This is a genomic window from Mangrovicella endophytica (assembly GCF_002893625.1).
Classification (GTDB): domain Bacteria; phylum Pseudomonadota; class Alphaproteobacteria; order Rhizobiales; family Rhizobiaceae; genus Mangrovicella; species Mangrovicella endophytica.
The window spans coordinates 225076-244724 of record NZ_PKMZ01000001.1; the positions used below are offsets into that span (position 1 = coordinate 225076).

Below are 19649 nucleotides of genomic sequence, written 5' to 3' on the forward strand. Positions count from 1 at the left end.
GCGATGTAGAGGTTTGCATTCACCCGCTTGACCCCGGTGAGCGGATCAAGCTTCGGCACTTTGTGGCTCTGGCACCCGACGTGACGTAGAGGATCAAGCCGCCTTTAACGAACCTGTGCGACGATCGCGAGATCAAGTCTCATACCGATCGCCGTCGTGACCTCCCATCATCCTCATAACCTTCCGGCCTGGGCCGTTTCGCTCAGTCGTCATCTTCGTCGGCTCTGGCGTGACCGGAGCGGTGCGTCTGCGATCGAGTTCGCCATGCTCAGCATGGTGTTCTTCATGATGCTGCTGATGATGGTGCAGACGTCGCTCGTCTCGCTGCAGCAGCATCTCCTCGATAACGCGACGACGACGGCCATCCGCTCGATCGTGCTCGGCACCGTTCAATCGTCGAACACGCTGACCGCAAGCGATTTCAAGACCAAGTTCGTCTGCCCGAACCTGATGGGTCTGTTTGACTGCTCACGCGTCATCGTCGAGGCGCGCGTCACCGACGACGGTGCGAACTTCGATCCCGCAGCCTGGGCAAGTTCCACGCCGAGCGATGCCGGAACGATCCCCTACTGCGTCGGGGCCGCAGGCGAATACGCCTTTCTGCGCATCGCCTACCCGGCACCGCTGGTTGCCGCGGGCGTCATGCCGTCGTCGGTCTTCGACACCTACAAGGGCGATACGGTGGTGATGCTGCAGTCGTTCGGCGCGCTGCGCGTCGAGCCCGTTGGCGTCAAGCGAGTCGGAGCCTGCTGACATGATCCGGTACATGCGAGCGCGGCTGAGGCGCGCCACTGCGGCTGCCTGGCGATTTCGGAAGGACAGACGCGGCATCGCGGCGGTCGAATTTGCCGTGGTTGCCCCGGTGATGCTGTTCCTGTCGGTCGCGACCATCGAAGTCAGCAAATACTACCAGGCTGACAATCAGGTCGTGCAGGTCGCCAACATGATCGGGCAGATGGTCTCGCAGCTGCCGGATGAAGTGGATGCATCCGAAGTCCAGAAGATCTGGAAGGCCTCGCCGCTGATCGCGCCGGAGGCCTTCCGCACCGCCAAGCAGCTTTCACTGGCGGACTGGAACAGCGCGCTCGCCGTAACGATCACCAACGTGGCCTTCACCCAGAAGGTGCCGTCCTGCACCTCCGCATGCGAGTACGTCGCCAATGTCGCGTGGAGCATCGGAGACGACCCGATGGCTTGTGGGCAACTGATCAAGACATCAAATGCGACGCCGCCGACGCAGGGGCTGGTACCCGAGGTTCTCTTCATGCCCGGGAGCGCCATCTTCGTGACGGCGAAGCTCCGCTACAAGCCGCATCTCGGCACTGATTTCTTCACCAGCGACGCAATCAGCGAAGCGGCCTGGTTCCGCCCTCGCAACACCACGCTGATCAGGGTGACGCCTTCCATCATCGCAGCACCGACGGTGGTGCGCTGCACGGATTTCAACTGATGTCGCGCTTCCTCACCCGTATGGGTCTACTGGGTCGTTTCAAAAGCGATCGCGGGGCCAACTTCGCCACGCTCTTCGCCTTGACGCTGATGCCGCTTCTCGGCTTTGCCGGCATCGCCACGGATTTCGCGAAAGCGACACTCGTCAAGCGTCGGGTGGAACTCGCCGTCGACTCCGCCAATCTGGCTGCCATCAACAAGGCCGTCTCGCTGATCAACGACGGAACCGCATCCGCCCAGGCGAGAAGCACCGGCGAGGCAGAGGGTCAGCGCTATCTGCAGGCTCAGACGGGCTTTCTGCTCGACGCATCAATCGTCCTGCCGACCATCACGATCAAGCAGGACGGCTCGACCTTGACGAGCACCACGAGCTACACGGCTGACGTTCCGACCGTCTTCGCACGTCTGTTCGGCAAGGAAACCTATGAGATCAGCGGGACGTCGAGTGCAACGGCTTCGCTCGCGCCCTTCTACGACGTCTATATTCTCGTCGATGTCTCGTCCTCCATGGGCATCGGGGCCACTGCGGCGGATCAGGATCTTCTCTATGCCAAGACCGGATGTTCGCTCACCTGCCACGTCCTGCAGGGGAGCGAGACGGTGACGAGCTACACCAAAGGCAAGGCTGCGGGCGCGGTGATGCGGATCGACGTCGTGCGCACCGCCCTGCAGAAGGTGGCGGCCGCGCTGCTCAACACGTCGGACGATCACTATCGCATTCAGGTCGTGCCCTTCCACACCATGGCACAGCCACTCGGTAGCCTGAGCTCGAACCTGGCTACTCTGACCAGCACTATCAATGGCGTGCAACTGGCCGACGACTACGGCGGCACCAACATGCGCGTCGCGCTGGACACGATGGACAAGAAGATCCCGACGCCGGGAACGGGTTCGACGCAGGCAACTGCGAAAGCGATCCTCATCCTGATGACCGACGGGGTGGAGGACGATGAGATCCGCCGGAAGAAGGGCTCCGGAAACCCGCGTGATACGAACTACGTCCTCTACTCGCCCTATTCGGCCACAAGCGACTGCTGCGGGATCGTGCAGTCGCTGAACCCGGCCTATTGCACTGCGATGAAGGACCGCGGCATCCGGTTGATGGCCGTGAATACGAAGTATCTCGTCCCGAAGAAGGACGGCAGCAATTCCAAGTTCGTGTTCGTCAAGAACACGCTGAGCAAGTACATCGAAGCCAACATGAAGAAGTGCGTCACGGACCCGGCCGACTATTACGACGCATCGAGCCCCGCCGACATCGAGAAGGCGATGGCCGATATCGCCAGTGCGATCAAGAAGCCGATCGCTCTGACCCAGTAGAGACTGCGGCGATCGCCATCGCCGCAGCGGCGTCGTCTCGATCGCGGATGTGGGTCAAGCGATCAGCTCCGTGCCCTGGCGGTCCATCACCGATGCCTGACCGGATCGGAGGCTGGGGAGGCCTCAGCCGCCAAGTCAAGGACGGTGCCCCACGGCGAGGCCGGCGCGGTGATCTGACGATTGTTGCTCAGCTACTTAAAGCTCCGGGCCATGCCGGGACGGCCGGCTAAAATGGTCTACACGACGAGCGCCAATACTCTCCTAAGAGTGGCAGAAGCGGGTATAGTCTCCACTTCTAATCGTCGAATGCCTGGCTGGACCTGCAGCAGACTCCTTCGTTCCATAGCTTCGCGATAGGAACCTTTGGCCTGTTAACGCTACCATTAGGAACATGACGCAGGAGAAGCTATAGTATTTTTTCAGCAACGCGAGCGCGCCTTGACTCTTTATATCATCTAACGTTTAATTGATCAGACCGGGAGGTGGAGGGCCCGGAGAGTCAGGTTGCGTCGTGTGGAGAGGGATATGAAGGTTTGGCAAGCCGATATGGCTGTAGGCAGAGGACAACTCGCTGAAGCAGATGCTTACTTTCCGCCCTTCGAGCGGATCTGCGACGCGATCAGTGGAACAAAGAACATCGACGAGCAAGATGAAGTCGTCGTAAGTGGTCGCTTCCTGAAGTTCCTGCTGACCACGCTCGTCGCTGACATGCCGTTCGACGAAGCGTTCTATAAGGCGACATACCCTGACGTCGTCGCAGGGATCGCGAATGGCAGCGTTCGGTCGGCAAGGGAGCACTTCATCTCGCGCGGGTATTTCGAGGGGCGCAGAGCCTGCCGGTATGCCGTCGATCGTGCGTGGTATCTTGGCAATTATCCGGATCTTGCAGCAGCCTATGCTCGCGGCAAGCTGTCTGATCTCGATCGTCATTTCGACGAGACCGGGCAATACGAGGGACGAAGCCGGAGTGCCGATCAGCATGCCGCCCAAGTCCGCTGGGACGAGGAGCTTTCAGCATGCGCGGAGAAACGGGCCAGTGGGGTCAGGAAGAACAAGGCTGCATAGACGGTGCAGCCGCTAACGACCGCTGCCCATGCCGCATGCACGGCCATGTGGCATCCCGGGAAGGCCCGGGCCGCGGCAGGCGCTGCGACCTTTCGCTACGGCTGCCAGGCGCATCCATAAGGTGTGCAGCCCCGCTTTTCCGTTCCGCGCAAGATATCGCTGACTGGCAAACGGCTACCCGGTTACCCCTGCACCCGCAGCGGGTGTGCCGACTTGCGGTCGCGATGGAGACGTGATCGAAGCTTGCGCATAGAAGATCGGCCAGTCCCGGGAGCGCATGCCGATGGCATCCACCATCTATGTTCTGAACGGGCCGAACCTGAACCTTCTCGGCAAACGGCAGCCGGAGATCTACGGTCGCGTGACCCTGGCGGATGTGGAAGCGGATTGCCGCCGTCTAGGCGGCGAACTCGGCTTCGACGTGGTCTTCCACCAGAGCAATGCCGAGTTCCAGATCATCGACTGGATCCACGAAGCGCGAGACGGTGCCGCTGGTCTGATCATCAACCCAGCAGCCTTCACGCATACGTCGATCGCGATCCATGACGCGCTTCACACGCTGGAATGCCCGATCATCGAGGTCCACATCTCGAACATCCACAAGCGCGAGGCCTTCCGGCATCATTCGCATGTGTCTTCCGTCGCAACCGGCACGATCGTCGGCTGCGGCACGCATGGTTACCTGCTGGCATTGAGGCAGATCGCGCATCTGGTTGCCAGCGGCACCATCGGTCATTGACGCCCGCGGCACTGCAAGCGATGCGGCGGACTGGTCCTGGCCGTCGGCCGTCAGCCGCCGTTCCGCGCCCCTGAAGCGAGGCGATCAGCTGTCGGCTGAAGGCCGCCCTGCTGCGGCTCGGCGCCCGACGCCAGCGACACCGTCTTCACCTGGGCGAAGACCCCCATGCCCGGCTTCAGATCGAGGCGTCTGGCCGAACGACGGGTGATCCGCGCGACGAGGCGCAGATCGGCCCGTTCCCGCAGCGACAGGAAGCAAAGAGCTTCCGTTTCGCCCAGCGGCTCCACCGCGTCGATCCGCACGGCGAGGCTGTTGAGGATCGTCGAATTCTCCGGCTTGCCGGTGGAAAGGCTGACGTCGCCGGCGGCAATCCTGACGCGGCGCAGCGACCCAGCCGGATCGCCGATCGAGCCCGCCACCAGAAGCGGCTGACCACCGAGGTCGAGCTCGACGAGGCCGTCCTCCATGTGACAGCCCGAGATTATAGCCGTCAGGACCGAGGCAAATCCGGGCTGGCGTGCCAGCGGCAGGCGAGGGTCCGTTAGCGCCTCGTTCAGGGGCGCGCTGGCCAGGACCATTCCGCTCTCGATCAGAACGATGCGGTCGGCGAGCCGCTCGACCTCGGCCATGTCGTGGCTGACATAGAGGATCGGGATGGCGAGTGTCGCATGCAGTGTCTCGAGATAGGGCAGGATCTCGCCCTTGGCGGTGCGGTCGAGCGAGGACAGCGGCTCGTCCATCAGGAGGAGGCGCGGCAGCGAGAGCAGGGCGCGACCGAGCGAAACCCGCTGGCGCTCGCCGCCGGAGAGATGCGAGGGCATCCTGTCGAGCAGCGGTCCGAGCTTCAGGAAATCCGCGCACTCGTCGAACAGTCGGGCGGCGGCCGCATCTGTCGCTCGTCCGGATCGGGATGCGCCGTAGAGAAGGTTCTGGCGCACGCTCAAGTGCGGAAACAGGCTAGGCTCCTGGAAGACATAGCCGATGCGGCGGCGATGCACCGGCAGGAACGTGCCTGCGTCCTGCCAGACCTCGGCGCCGATCCTGACCAGCCCCTCCATCCGATGAAGCCCGGCGATGGCCCTGAGGAGGCTGGTCTTGCCCGATCCGGAGGGGCCAAAGATGGCGGTGACGCCGGACAGCGGCACCGTGAAGCTCATCGCCAGCCGGAACCGCCCCAGCGATCCCGTCAGATCGACGGCGATGCTGTTGTCATCACCTGCTGCCCCCGCCCGCGGAGGCATCAGCTCACGCGCCAGCGGCGGGAGCGTCGCTCGACCATTGTGGTGGCAAAGATGATCAGGAATGCGAAGACCAGCATGCCGCCGGCCAGGAGGTGCGCCTCCCGCCACTGCAGCGTCTCGACATAGTCGTAGATCGCCACCGACAGCACCTTGGTCTCGCCCTGAATATTGCCGCCGATCATCAGGACGACTCCGAACTCCCCGACCGTATGGGCAAAGCCGAGCACGGCGCCGCTGACGAAGCCGGGACGCGCGAGCGGCAGCGCGACGGTGAGAAAGCGATCGAAGGGCGATGCGCGGAGCGTCGCGGCGACTTCCAACGGACGGTCTCCCATCGCCTCGAAGGCGTTGCGGATCGGCTGGATGACGAAGGGCATGGAGTAGACCATCGACCCCACCACCAGCCCCTCGAAGGTGAAGGCGAAGGTGCGCAGGCCAAAGAGCGGCCCGAACAGGCCGCCGAGGCCGCTCGGTCCGAGCGCGATCAGCAGATAGAAGCCGAGAACCGTTGGCGGCAGCACCAGCGGCAGCGCGACGATTGTCCCGACCACTTCCTTCCAGCGGGCGCGCGAGCGCGCCAGCCACCAGGCGAGCGGTGTTCCCAAGAGGAGCAGGAGCAGCGTCGTGGTGGCTGCCAGCTCGAGCGTCAGGATGATCGGGGCGATGATCTCGCCGGACTGCAGCATGGGGGGAGGTTAGTCGATTATTCGGTCGCGGCGTAGCCATACCTGTCGATGATCGCCCTGGCCTCAGGTCCCTTCAGGAACTCCAGAAAGGCCCTCGCGGGTTTGCTGACCCTGGCGGCGGTGATCAGCACGGCATCCTGCCTGATCGGCTCGTAGAGATTCTGCGGCACGATCCAGCGTGACCCGCTGTCGGACTTGATGACCTGAGACAGCGCCACGAAGCCCAGCTGGGCATTGCCAGTTTCCACGAATTGGTAGGCCTGCGCGATGCTGCTGCCCTGCACGATCTTGGAGGCGAGGGTCTCGAAGACGCCGAGCGCCTTCATGGTCTCGATGGCAGCGGCGCCATAGGGAGCGGCCTTCGGATCGGCGATGGAGATCTTGTCGAAGTCGCCGCTCTTCAGCGTATCTTCGCCTTTCACTCCGGTGGCTTCCGAGCTGTAGAGAACGAGCTTGCCCACCGCATAGGTGAAGACGCTGCCGTCGACGCCGAACCCATCCTTCACCGCCCTGGCCGGCCGCTCGTCATCGGCGGCCAGCAGGACTTCGAACGGGGCGCCTTCGCTGATCTGGGTATAGAGCGTGCCCGTCGAGCCGAAGCTGAGATCGGCCGTGTCGCCGGTCTTGGCCTTGAATGCCTCGGCAATCTCCTTGGCGGCGTCGGTGAAGTTGGCCGCGACAGCGACGCGGGTCGTGTCCGCGAGAGCAGCCGCAGGCGACAGCAGCATAATGGCGACAGAGGCGCAGGCGGTGCAGCGGAGGAGATGCAACGTCATGGACGGCTCCGATATTCCCTATGGGCTATATCGAAGCTAGATGGCGTCGACATCTCCGGCAACCGTTATTTCCCGCTGGACATATCATCCTGGAGGTGAGAGCCGAGGGCCCGCAGATGATCGGCCGCGGCCTTGCGGGACGCGTCCTCGATCGCGCGATAGCGATGGAGGACGTCCTGTCCGACCTCGGTCAGGACCGCGCCACCCTTGTTGCGGCCGCCCCGCGAGGGCTCCACCAGGGGCGAGGGGAAAGACCGGTTGAGGGCTTCGACCAGCAGCCAAGCGCGCTTGTAGCTCATCTTCATGGATCGTCCGGCCGCAGCGATCGACCCGGTCGCGGCGATCGTCTCGAGCAGCTTGGCCTTGCCGGGGCCGATGGCGGCGCCGTTGGCGAGCGTGATCCTGAAATGGGTGAGTGCCGCGCCCGTCTCGTCTGTCATGGCGTTTCATTCCCTTGCGGCAAAGGGACAAGGCAGCCGCAGGTCCATGCGTCCCCATGCCGATGCCTGCTGCTCCCGCATAAGCGTTGGACCACGGACGCTGCTTCGGCAATGCTGTTCCGCACAACCCCTCACGTCGTTTTAATCGCGCGCAGATTCAACCTTCTGACCCGAAAGGCGTTGAGCCGTTGAGCAGCTGTGGGCACAGCCGGCATGGTCCCGCACGACCCGTCTCCTGATCCGACGCGAGGCATCGATCCTCGCATGTTACTTCACAGCGCGAATGGAGCCGGCCATTTTCGAGTTGAACAGCTACCACCTGCTGCTGACGATCGCGGGTTTTGGAACCATCCTCGCCTTCTGGCTGCCGCGCTTCATCTCGGGATGGGAGCCGGCCGCCTCGGCCCTCCTGGTGCTGACGGGCTTCGTAGCCTTCAGTTTCATTTCAGGCATGCCGGACGCGTTCGATCCCCTCGCTGCGCCAAGGCTCTGGGAGACCATTAGCGAAATCGCCGTGACGGTCGCCCTCTTCGGGACGGGCCTGAAGATCGACCGCGTCTACACCTTGCGCCACTGGCAGCCGACGATCGGACTTCTGATCGTCACCATGCCGCTGACGATCGGCGCGATCGCCTATCTTGGTGTAACGCTCGGCGGGATGACGCTCGCCGGTGCGGTTCTGCTCGGAGCCGCGTTGGCGCCGACGGACCCGGTGCTGGCAGGCAATGTCCAGGTGGGGCCGCCTCTGGAGGGCGGGGAGCATCCCGTCCGCTTCTCGCTGACCACAGAGGCTGGCTTGAACGACGGGCTCGCCTTTCCATTCGTTTACCTCGGCCTGATCCTGGCGGTGAAGACCTTCGTACCGTCCGATCTTCTCTTCGTCTGGCTTGTCGATGATGTGTTCTACAGGATCGGCGTCGGTGTGGCGCTTGGTGCCGGCATCGGCTGGATGCTCGGCAAGGTGCTGTTCACCTTTCCGCGTGACAACCCCATCGCCGCCACCGGCGCCGGGCTCATATCGCTTGCCGGCGTCCTCTTCTGCTACGGGGCAACGGAGCTCGCCGAGGGCTACGGCTTCATCTCGGTCTTCATTGCCGGCATGGTGCTCCGGCGCGCGGAGGTGAAGCATCCCTATCACCGGCAATTGCACGACTTCAGCGAGGCGGTCGAATACGCGATCAGCGCCGTCATCCTCGTGCTTCTCGGCGGGGCGCTTCCGGTGTTGCTGCCGTATCTCACATGGACCTACGCCTCGATCGGCCTTGCCCTGATCTTCGTGATCCGGCCGATCACCGCCTGGCTTGGCCTCATCGGAAGCGAACTCGTCGGCCGCGATCGCCTCGTCGTCGCCTTCTACGGCGTCCGCGGTGTCGGCTCGATCTACTATCTCGGCTTTGGCGCCAGCCATGTCGACTTCCTCGACAAGAACCAGCTCTGGGCAACCGTCGCCTTCACCATCGTCGTCTCGACTGTCGTGCACGGCCTGACGGCTGGCATGGTAATGCGGCGTTTTCCGCTGGAGCGGGAGGACGAGGAGCAGGAGGAGAGCGAAGAAACCGCGGAGAGATCCGGTAGGAGCGAGGCGACGGTGTCAGAGCGGAGCGTCAGCGACGCCGCGACCTGATCGCGCGACGGCCGTCCCAGCGCCCTGATGAGGGGGCTGCGCTCGTTCACCCGGCGTAGACAGTAGGTCACAGGCGCGACTGCTTCCGCCTAGAGGCCGATCTCACGACCTTCCAGACCATCAGCGTGCCGCCTCGTGGACGGCGGCAACAACGACGGAGACGGCCATGTCTGGACTGACGGGTATCCATCACCTGACGGCGGTGACGGCAAATGCGAAGGGCAACATCCGCTTCTATACCGAGGTGCTCGGGATGCGGCTGGTGAAGAAGACCGTCAATCAGGACGATACCAGCGCCTACCACCTGTTCTACGCCGACGGTGAGGCTCGGCCGGGCACCGATCTGACCTTCTTCGACTGGCCGGCTGCGCCGGCCAGTCGCGGCACCAACAGCATCACGCGCACCGGCCTGCGAGTCGCCGGACGCGAAAGCCTCCAGTACTGGCAGGAGAGGCTGAGCGCGCAGAAGGTCGTTGTCGGCAAGGTCGCCGCGATCGACGGGCGCTTGTCGCTGGACGTTGAGGATCCGGAGGGACAGCGCCTGCGCCTCGTCGATGACGGCGGCGCAGGCGACGCTGTGCCCTGGGATCGCAGCCCTGTTCCGCCCGAGCATCAGATCCGCGGCCTCGGCCCGATCACGATCAGCGTGTCGCGCCTGAGCCGGACAGAGCCGGTGCTGACCGAGCTAATGGGAATGCGCAAGGTGCGCGCCTATGAGGACGCCGGCGCCGTCGTGCACGTGTTCGAGATGGGCGAGGGCGGCCCCGCGGCGGAGCTGCACGTCGCCGAGGAGCCGGAGCTGCCGATGGCAAAGCTCGGCCGGGGCGGGGCACATCACGTCGCCTTCAGGGTCGCGGACGCAGCTGCGCTGGGGGAATGGGCCGAGCGCGTTTCGGAGCACCGCGTCGCCTCGAGCGGCGAAGTGGAGCGCTATTACTTCCGCTCGCTCTACTTTCGCGAGCCGAGCGGCATCCTGTTCGAGATCGCCACCGACGGCCCCGGCTTTGCCGTCGACGAGCCGCTGGGGGCCTTGGGCGAGCGGCTGTCGCTGCCGCCGTTCCTGGAGCCGCGGCGCGCGGCCATCGAGGCGGGGCTGAAGCCGCTCGACTGACCCTGTGACGATGGCGACCGGCTGCGGGACACCACGATCGCCCCTCAGCCTGTCACCGCGCTCCGTTCCGCCGGCGCCTTGTATCCGGCGGGCCTCCGTCAGAGAAGCGATCCCAGCGTGTCGAGGAAGTCGGCGGCGAGCTCCAGCCGCTCCTCGGCACTTTCCGTCGAGACGGCATAGACGAGCCGGTTGTCCTTCCAGCGCATCGCTTTGTCCGGCAGCGTCTCGTCCCGTTGCTGCAGGAGCGCGGCGCCGGCGCGAAAGCTCGCCGCCAGTCCCTGCGGCCCACCGTCGAGCTTGGAGATGCCGAGCCGGGCGCAGGCCAAGCGCAGGCGGGCGAGCGACAGCAGCGCCCTCACCGCGGCCGGCGGTTCGGCGAAGCGATCCGTCAACTCGGTTTCGAAGGCGCTGATCTCGGAGGGATCCTGAAGCCGATCGAGCCGGGCATAGAGGCCGATCCGAACGTCGGCGTCGGATACGTAGTCCGGCGGAATGCGTCCGACGCTGCCGAGCGAGACGACCGGCCGGGCTTCGTCTGTTTTCGCGTCGCCCTTCGCGACCGCGAGCGCCCGCGTCAGATACTGCCGGTAGAGCGAGGCGCCGAGTAGCTGCAGATGGCCGGCCTGATCCTCTCCGAGCAGATCGCCGGCGCCCCTGAGATCGAGATCGCGGGCGCTGATATCGAAGCCGCTGCCGATGCCGCTGAGCTCGCGCAACGTCGCCAGCCGACGCTCGGCCGAGGCGCCGATGGATTCGTCGGGGTCGGTGAGAAAGAAGGCAACACCGCGCCGCGACGAGCGTCCGACTCGGCCGCGCAGCTGATGGAGCTGCGACAGGCCAAAGCGATCCGGGCGCCAGACGATCAGCGTGTTCGCTCGCGGCAGATCGAGGCCGCTTTCGACGATGTTGGTCGAGACGAGGACGTCGCCCTTGCCGGCGGTGAAGTCGAGCATCGCCTGATCGATGTCCTCGGCGGGCATGCCGCCATGCGCGACCATCAGCCTGAGTTCCGGGACCAGAGCTGACAGCCGGGCGACCATCGGCTCGATGTCCTCGATACGCGGACAGACGACGAAGCTCTGGCCGCGGCGGCTGTGCTCGCGCCGAAGTGCGGCGGCGACGAGACCGTCGTCGAAGGCGCCGACCTCGGTTCGGACCGGAATGCGGATGGCCGGCGCGGTCGCGATGACGCTGAGGTCCTGCAGACCGACGAAGCTGGCCTCCAGCGTGCGGGGGATGGGCGTCGCCGTCAGCGTCAGCACGTGGCCTTCGGTGAGCTTGGCCCGGAGCTTGGCCTTTTCCTTCGCGCCGAACTTCTGCTCCTCGTCGATCACGAGGAGGCCGAGATCGGCGAAGTCGACGCCTTTGCCGGCGATTGCGCTGGTGCCGACGACGATGCGTATCGTGCCGTCGGCAAGGCCTGCTTTCACCTGCTTGGCCTCGGCCGTCGAGGTCATCCGCGACAATTCGGCAACCTCGATGCCGTAGGCTGCAAAACGGCGCCTCAGCGTGCGCAGGTGCTGGCGCACGAGCGGCACCGTCGGCGCAACGAGAGCGACCTGGCTGCCGGAGAGGGCAGCCGCCGCGATGGCACGGATCGCCACTTCGGTCTTGCCGAAGCCAACGTCGCCGCAGACCAGCCGATCCATCGGGCGTCCGGCTGCCAAGTCGGCGAGGACCGCTTCGACGGCATCGTCCTGTCCCGGCGTCAGCTCGTAGGCGAAAGCCTGACAGAAGCGCTCGTACTCAGCCGCGGGCGCACGAATCGTGCGGGCCTTTGCGGCCGAGCGCTGCCGCGCCAGTTCGATCAGACGCCCTGCGGTGTTCTGGATGTCCATGATCGTAGCGTTGCGGCGTTTCAGCCAGCTTTCGCCGTCGAGACGATCGAGCGTGACCGCTTCCTCCTCGCCGCCATAGCGCCAGATCAAGCCGATTTCCTCCACCGGCACCATGAGGCGTGCGCCATCGCGAAAGCGGAGCGACAGGACCTCGGAGTGGGCGCTATCGCCGAGATCGACCTCTTCGAGGCCGTCCAGAACGGCGGCGCCTCGCTCCAGATGTACGACGACGTCGCCGATCGAAAGCGTCTCGTCGGCAAAGATATCGAGATCGGCGGAGAAGGCGCGCCTTGGACGCGCCCGTGAGCCGAGAAGGTCGGCCGCCGCGATGACGGCAACGCCGTAGGACCGGCTGATGAAGCCTTCGCCGAGGGGCAGGACGACGGCCTGCGGCGTGCCGGGCTTGGCCTGCATGGCCGCCGCCCAGCTTCCGGCGTCTTCGATCTCCGTGCCGAGAGCGCGAGCGGCTCTCCTGCGAAGGTCGCGCAGAAGCGGCCGTGACGGCGCCGCCAGAATGAGGCGGAGCCGGTCTCTCTCGACGTCCTTGGCAAAGCGCGCGAAAGCCCGGTTCGGCTGCGGCTCGATGGCGAAGCGAGGGACGGGCAGGGCTGCATCTGCATCGCCTGCAACCACCTTCGCCACGATCTGCGGCTCGAGCGTCTCCTTCAGTTCGCGAGCCGACAGGAACAGGCGCTCCGGCGGCGGCGGGCGGTGCTCCGCGCCGACGGCCGTCTCGCTCAGCATCTCGAACGAATCCTTGATCTGCCGGTCGAAGACCGTGCCCTGCTTGACGGCATCCGCCTCGATGATGACGTCAGCATCGGGGAGATAGTCGAAGAGCGTTTCGAGTTCGCCATAGAAGGCACTGGCGGACATCTCGCCGGCCTCCGCCGCCGCCTCACCGCTGGCATTCTCGTCCTCGGGGTCTGCGCTGTCCTTGCCCTCGTCCATGGGCTGGACGATCTCGGACGCCGGGTCGACGATCAGCCGCCCGGTGCGCGACAGCGAGCGCTGCGTGCCGGCATCATAGACGGTGATGCCGGTGATCGCCGTTCCGTCGTGCTCGATGCGGCAGGGATGCGGCGCGGCGGCCGGGAAGATATCGATGACTTGGCCGTGGATCGCTGCCTCGCCAGGTTCGTCCACCCGCTGGTCGAAGACGTAACCGGTCCGCCGCAGCATCGTTTCGACGGCTTCGATGTCGAGCTCGTCGCCGACGCGCAGATCCAGATGACAGCCCTGCCAGATCGAGCGCGGCGGCACGCGCCGCATCAGGGCGGCCGGGACGCTGACGACGAGGCGCGGACGCTCGACCGGATCGGTCAGCCAGCGCAGGGTGCTCATCCGCTGGCCCATGACGCGGCGGGACGGGCGTATCGGCTCCAGCGGCGGCGCGTCCCAGGCGGGAAAGGCGGCGACGGTGCTGTCGCCTGCCATGGCGGCGACGAGTTCGGCAAGGAGAGCGGCTCGCCGCTGGTTCTCGGCGACATAGAGGATCGTCCGCTCACCGTCGGCGATCCTGGCCGCAAGCACTGCAGCGATGGCGCCCGGCGACTGGAGGCCCTCGATCGTCGCGGAGGCTGTGGCCAGGCTCGCGGCTGGCTTCGGCTTGGTGGCGGTTTTGGGCATAGCTCTCCCAGACGCAGGCACAGGCGGAGGCGGCGCGTGACATTCGGCGCATCGTTGCAACGACCTCGACGACAGCCGGTTGCCGAGGCCCTATGCCGCAGATGACGATCTGCGTCGTCGACGCCGCGCGCGCGGACCGCAGCCACTTGCCTGGGGACGCCTGTGGTTCCCCGCTAGCTCCGCTTTCCGTTCCGGCATATCCTCCGCGCCAAGGTGGGGAGTGCATCATGACGCGGCTGACCGGCAAGTTCCTGGCGATGGCAGTGCTCGTGGCGGCGATGCTGCCGGGCGGTGCAGCGACGATGTTCGGCGGCGAGGCCACCGCTGCGGAGCGCCGCATCATCCAGTCCAAGGATGCCGACATGTTCGGCAAGGACTACGATGTCCTGAAGGATGTCGACCTTAACCTGTGCGAGACCGCCTGCCTTTCCGACAACCGCTGTCAGGCCTACACGCTCAACACCAAGAGCAACTGGTGCTTCCTCAAAGAGGATGTCGGGGAGTTACGTGCGGCGAAGAACGCCATTTCCGGCAAGGTCGTGATCGCCGAAGAGATCGACGAGGCGGCCGCAGACACGCGTGCCGCGGAGCTTGGCTTCGTCGAAAGTTCCGCGGTGGAGGAAGCCAAGCGCCTGCGCCTGGCGATCGCCGACGAGGAAAAGGATTCAAGCTTCGACGCCTCCTCGCCGGAGGTGATCGCCGCGACGGCCACGGCGGCGCTGAGCTATCCCGACGCGCTGCGGATCTGGCGTGAGGCGCTGAAGCGCAATCCTCTTGACGCCAATGCCTGGCGCGGCACGGCCGAGGCAGCGCTGAACAACAATCCGGACGACTACGAGGAGAAGAGCCAGAACGATACGCTGCGCCTCAGCGCCTCGATCAACGCCTATGTGACGGCGGAGACCGAAGAAGACCGGGCGGCGGCGAGCCGGCTGATCGGCCGTGCCTTCGAGGCGGGCGAGAACTGGAAGCCCGCGATCAAGGCCTATCGCCAGAGCCTTGCCCTCGCCGATACCGGCGACACGCGCGCGCTGCTCGATGCGGCCGTTGCAGCACATGGCTTCCGCATCACCGAGAACACGGTCGACAACAACGCCGCCAATCCCCGCATCTGCCTGACCTTCTCCGATGCGCTGGCGCCCTCGCTGATCAACTCCGAGACAGCCGGCGACTTCATCGCGGTGGATGGCGGCGAGACGCTGCCCGTATCGGCTGCCGGCTCGCAGATCTGCGTCGACGGCGTCAAGCATGGCGAGCGCTACCGCATCGTGGCGCGCGCCGGCATCGCTTCGGCCGACGGGGAGAAGCTGACCAAGCCCGCCGACATCAGTGTCTATGTGCGCGACCGCGATCCCTCGGTGCGCTTCTCCACCAACGCCTATGTTCTGCCGGCCGGCGGCGAGGCGACGATCCCGGTGACGACGATCAACACCGCCAAGGTTGAAGCGCGCCTGCAGCGGATCGGCGATCGCGAACTCGCCCGCACGATCGGCGAAAGCCGCTTCCTGCGGCAGCTCTCCTCCTGGGAGGTCGACGCCGTCGCGGAATCGCAGGGGACCGACGTCTGGAGAGGCTCGGTCGAGGTCGCCGAGGAGACCAATGCCGAGGTGACGACCGCCGTGCCGGTCTCGGCCATGGTCAAGGACCTGCAGCCCGGCGTCTACCTTCTGTCAGCCAAGGCGGAGAACGCCAAGGCCGACAGCGAGAGCGTCGCGACGCAGTGGTTCATCGTCACCGATATTGGCCTGACGACCTTCGGCGCCGAGGACGGCTTCCATGTCTTCGCGCGTTCGCTCGGCGAGGCGCAGGAACTCGAAGGCGTCGAGCTGCAGCTGGTGGCGACCAACAACCAGATCCTGGCAACGGAGCGGACGGATGCCAGCGGCCATGCGCGCTTCCCGGCCGGCCTCTTGCGCGGCACCGGCGGCAACCGGCCGGCCGTGCTGACCGCCTCGGCCGCCGGGACAGGGAGCGACTTCGTCTTCCTCGACCTCACGGCGTCCGCCTTCGACCTGACCGACCGCGGCGTCGAGGGCCGCCCGCCCGCCGGTGCGCTGGACGTCTTCCTGACCAGCGAGCGCGGTATCTACCGCACCGGCGACACGGCCTATCTGACCGGCACCGTCCGCAATGCCCAAGGGCAGGCGGTGGAGGGGCTGACGCTGACCGGCATCGTCAAGCGGCCGGACGGCGTCGAATTCCAGCGTCGCCAGATCGCCGACGCCGGTGCCGGCGGCTTCGACTGGCCGGTGGACCTGCCGGCCAATGCCATGCGCGGGACGTGGACGGTGGCGCTGTTTACCGACCCCAAGCGCCCCGCGCTGGCGCAGACGACGATCCGGGTCGAGGACTTCGAGCCGGAAAAGATCGACTTCGACGTCGCGACGGACGCCACGAGCCTTGATCCGGCGGCGCCGCCGGCCGTGTCCGTCGATGCCCGCTACCTCTTCGGTGCACCGGCGACCGGTCTCGAAGCGAGCGGCGAGGTGGTGCTGACCTCCAGCGACGTAATCGAAGGATTCCCCGGCGTGCAGTTCGGCCTCGCGACGGACGAGGCGACGGCGACGCGGCTGCCCTTCACCGCCACGACGACGGACGAAGAGGGCAAGGCCAGCGTGACGCTCGATCCCTTCGAGCCGCCCGCAACGACGAAGCCGCTCCAGGCCGCGCTGCAGGTGCGGGTGGTGGATGCCGGCGGCCGGCCGGTCGAGCGCAGTCTCGACCTGCCGCTGAGCGGCGGCAGCGCCCGCCTCGGTATCAAGCCGCTCTTCGAGGGCGCGGTTGGCGAGCGCAGCAATGCCGGCTTCGACGTCGTCGCGATCGGCGCCGATCGCCAGCGCGTCGCGGTCAGCGGCGCGAGCTGGGTGCTGAACAAGATCGACACCCGTTTCCAGTGGTACTCGACCAGCGGCAGCTGGAACTACGAGCCGATCCGGACCAGCGCGCGCGTCGCCAGCGGCACGCTCGACATCGCCGCCGACAAGGCCGCGCCGCTGTCCTTGCCGGTGGACTGGGGCGAGTACGAGTTGGTGCTGAAGGATCCCGCGGGCGTTGCACTGCCGGCGAGCGTCTCCTTCGAGGCCGGCTGGTATGTCGCGACCAAGGCGCTGGACACGCCCGATGTCGCCAGGGTGTCGCTGGACAAGCCGCGCTACAAGATCGGCGAGACAGCGACCGTGCATATCGAGCCGCGTTTCGCCGGCCGCGCCGAGGTGCTGGTGATGGACGAGCGCGTCATTGCCACCAAGACGGCTGACATCCCCGCCGAGGGCGGCGACGTGACGCTGGAGGTAACGCGCGACTGGGGGCCGGGCGCCTATATTGCGGCGGTCGTCTACCGGCCGATGAGCATCGCCGACAAGCGCATGCCGGGTCGGGCCATCGGCCTGACGCATGCGAGCGTCGATCCCGGCGAGCGGGCACTGACCGTCTCGCTGACGGCGCCGGATAAGATCGAGCCGCGGCGCAAGGTCGACATCGGCATCGATATCGCCGGCATCACGGCCGGAGAGACCGCCTATGTGACGCTGGCCGCCGTCGATGTCGGCATCCTCAACATCACCAGCTTTGAGCCGCCGTCGCTCTCCGGCTTCTACTTCGGCAAGCGCAAGCTCGGCGTCGAGATTCGCGACCTCTATGGCCGGCTGATCGATCGCATGCAGGGGGCGGCGGGGACGGTGCGCTCGGGCGGCGATGCGGGCGCCAGCTATGACACGCCGCCGCCGATGGACGAGCTGGTGGCGCTGTATTCCGGCGTACTGACGGCCGATGCCGACGGCCATGTGACAGCGAGCTTCGACATCCCGGACTTCAACGGCACGCTGAAGCTGATGGCGCTCGCCTGGTCGAAGACCGGCGTTGGCGAGGCCAATGCGGAGATGACGGTACGCGACCCCGTGGTGATCGCCGTCAGCCGTCCGCGCTTCCTGGCGCCCGGCGACCGCTCGCGCATCGCCGTCGACATGACCCATGTCGATGGGCCGAGCGGGGCGGCGACGCTGTCGCTGAAGACCGAGGACGGATTTGCACGGATTGATGCCAACGCCGACGCCCCCGTCGAGCTGGCGGACAAGGGCCATAGCCGTGTGCTGATCCCGGTGACGGCGGAGGCCGTCGGCGACGCCCGCTTCGACCTTTCCTTCGAGATGGCCGGTGGCGAGACGCTGACGAAGTCCTTCACTGTGCCGGTGCGCTCGATCGCGCCGGAAACGGTGACGAAAAGCCGTCTGGAGATGGCCGCCAATGGCGGCACCCTGTCGCTCGGGCCGGACGTCTTCGCCGACTTCATGCCCGGCACCGGCTCGGCGACCCTCAGCGTCACCGGCGCGGCCGAGTTCGACATTGCCGGCGTCGTGCGCTCGCTCGACCGCTACCCCTATGGCTGTACGGAGCAGCTGACGAGCCGGGCCCTGCCGCTGGTCTATCTCGACCGCACGGTGGTGCAGGCCGGCCTTGGCCGCGACCAGGACGTGCGGGAGCGGGTCGACAAGGCGATCGCGGGCGTGCTCGCCAACCAGGCGTCCAACGGCAGCTTCGGCCTCTGGCAGCCGGAGAGCGGCGACCTCTGGCTGGACGCCTATGTCACAGACTTCCTGACCCGAGCGCGCGAGGCCGGCTACAAGGTGCCGGACGAGGGGCTTCAACTCGCCGTCGACAACCTGCGCAACACGCTGAGCTACCTGCCGGAGCAGCCGGACTGGGGGCCGGTCGCCTATGCCTATTACGTGCTGGCCCGCAACGGCCGGGCCGCGATCGGCGACCTGCGCTACTACGCCGACAACGAGCTGCCGAACTTCAAGACGCCGATCGCCAAGGCGCAGCTCGGCGCAGCGCTTGCCCTCTATGGCGACCGCATGCGGGCCGAGCAGGTGTTCCGCTCGGCCGTATCGGACGTGGAGAATGCCGGCCGCGTGCGGGAGGACCGCTCCGACTATGGCACGCAGCTGCGCGACAGCGCGGCGATCCTGACTCTCGGTCTTGAGACCAAGATCGACGGCGTGGGGCTGGATGGGCTGGTGCAGCAGGTGAACTTCGCCCGTGCCGCGCAGCCGCGCACCTCGACGCAGGAAGACGCCTGGTCGCTGCTGGCGGCCCACGCGCTGCTCGGCCGCAACCCGCCGAAGCTGACGGTGGACGGCCAGGACATCGACGGACCGTATTCGGCCGAATTTGACGAGGCGGCACTCGCGCAGACGGCCGCGATCGCCAATCGCGACAGCGTTCCGGTCACGGCTGCGGTGACGCTGCGGGGCGTGCCGAAGGTGGCGCCGCCGGCGAGTGCCAACGGCTACGAGATCACCCGCCGCTACTACACGCTGGAGGGCGAGGAGGCGGATGCCGCCAACATCGCGCAAGGCGACCGGCTGGTGACGGTGCTTGAGGTGACGCCGGTGGACGAGGGGGCAGCGCGCCTCATCCTCAACGATCCGCTCCCGGCGGGCCTGGAGATCGACAACCCGGCAATCCTACGCGGCGGCGATGTCGCGGCGCTGGACTGGCTGGAGCTGACTGGCGATGCGGCACACACCGAGTTCCGCGCCGAGCGCTTCATCGCGGCGATCGACAAGGCGCGCGGCGACACGGCTGTGCGCCGCTACGCCTATATCGTGCGCGCGGTTTCGCCCGGCAGCTTCGTGCATCCGGCGGCGGTGGTCGAGGACATGTACAATCCGGACCGCCGCGGCCAGACCGATGAGGGGCAGGTCAGCGTCGTCGGGCCGCTGCAGTGACA

General features: G+C 66.2%; 13 protein-coding genes. 8 read left to right on the top strand and 5 right to left on the bottom strand.

Annotation, left to right across the window (positions count from 1 at the left end):
- Positions 1-156 precede the first annotated feature (156 nt).
- From C0R46_RS01050 to aroQ, 5 genes are all read left to right on the top strand, one after another.
- Positions 157-753 (top strand): TadE/TadG family type IV pilus assembly protein, encoded by a 597-nt coding sequence (locus C0R46_RS01050; RefSeq protein WP_280952983.1) that lies wholly within the window; start codon positions 157-159, stop codon positions 751-753.
- 1 nt (position 754) lies between these two features.
- On the top strand, positions 755-1450 hold the full coding sequence (locus C0R46_RS01055) for a TadE/TadG family type IV pilus assembly protein (protein ID WP_102957734.1): 696 nt from the start codon (positions 755-757) through the stop codon (positions 1448-1450).
- The gene (locus C0R46_RS01060) at positions 1450-2769 is read left to right on the top strand and encodes a TadE/TadG family type IV pilus assembly protein (RefSeq protein ID WP_102957735.1); all 1320 of its coding nucleotides are present in this window, start codon (positions 1450-1452) and stop codon (positions 2767-2769) included. The genes C0R46_RS01055 and C0R46_RS01060 overlap by 1 nt, the downstream gene beginning before the upstream one ends.
- Positions 2770-3294: 525 nt before the next feature.
- Positions 3295-3834, top strand: a complete 540-nt coding sequence (locus C0R46_RS01065; protein ID WP_102957736.1) for a hypothetical protein — start codon at positions 3295-3297, stop codon at positions 3832-3834.
- Positions 3835-4117: 283 nt separating this feature from the next.
- Entirely contained in the window at positions 4118-4573 is a 456-nt protein-coding gene (aroQ, locus tag C0R46_RS01070; RefSeq protein WP_102958545.1) for a type II 3-dehydroquinate dehydratase, read from the top strand.
- Between the two features lie 50 nt (positions 4574-4623).
- Here the strand turns inward: aroQ and modC are convergent, their stop codons facing one another.
- From modC to C0R46_RS01090, 4 genes are all read right to left on the bottom strand, one after another.
- Complete coding sequence (gene modC / locus C0R46_RS01075; RefSeq protein WP_102957737.1) at positions 4624-5814, bottom strand: molybdenum ABC transporter ATP-binding protein; 1191 nt, start codon at positions 5812-5814, stop codon at positions 4624-4626.
- Positions 5814-6500, bottom strand: coding sequence for a molybdate ABC transporter permease subunit (gene modB, locus C0R46_RS01080; protein ID WP_102957738.1), 687 nt, complete (start codon positions 6498-6500; stop codon positions 5814-5816). The genes modC and modB overlap by 1 nt, the downstream gene beginning before the upstream one ends.
- 17 nt (positions 6501-6517) lie before the next feature.
- Positions 6518-7276, bottom strand: a complete 759-nt coding sequence (gene modA / locus C0R46_RS01085) for a molybdate ABC transporter substrate-binding protein (protein ID WP_102957739.1) — start codon at positions 7274-7276, stop codon at positions 6518-6520.
- Between the two features lie 65 nt (positions 7277-7341).
- Positions 7342-7716, bottom strand: a complete 375-nt coding sequence (locus C0R46_RS01090) for a winged helix-turn-helix domain-containing protein (protein ID WP_102957740.1) — start codon at positions 7714-7716, stop codon at positions 7342-7344.
- Between the two features lie 304 nt (positions 7717-8020).
- On the opposite strand from C0R46_RS01090, the gene C0R46_RS01095 reads away from it, so the two are divergent.
- Together C0R46_RS01095 and C0R46_RS01100 are read left to right on the top strand one after the other, a co-directional pair.
- Positions 8021-9340 (top strand): cation:proton antiporter, encoded by a 1320-nt coding sequence (locus C0R46_RS01095; RefSeq protein ID WP_198598209.1) that lies wholly within the window; start codon positions 8021-8023, stop codon positions 9338-9340.
- 166 nt (positions 9341-9506) lie between these two features.
- A complete protein-coding gene (locus tag C0R46_RS01100; RefSeq protein ID WP_102957742.1) occupies positions 9507-10451 on the top strand; it encodes a ring-cleaving dioxygenase in 945 nt (314 codons plus the stop codon).
- Between the two features lie 98 nt (positions 10452-10549).
- On the opposite strand, the gene C0R46_RS01105 is transcribed toward C0R46_RS01100, so the two are convergent.
- Positions 10550-13918, bottom strand: a complete 3369-nt coding sequence (locus C0R46_RS01105; protein WP_102957743.1) for a helicase-related protein — start codon at positions 13916-13918, stop codon at positions 10550-10552.
- A gap of 227 nt (positions 13919-14145) precedes the next feature.
- Between C0R46_RS01105 and C0R46_RS01110 the strand changes: the two genes are divergently transcribed.
- Entirely contained in the window at positions 14146-19647 is a 5502-nt protein-coding gene (locus tag C0R46_RS01110; RefSeq protein WP_245413364.1) for an alpha-2-macroglobulin family protein, read from the top strand.
- The last annotated feature ends 2 nt before the right edge of the window (positions 19648-19649 follow it).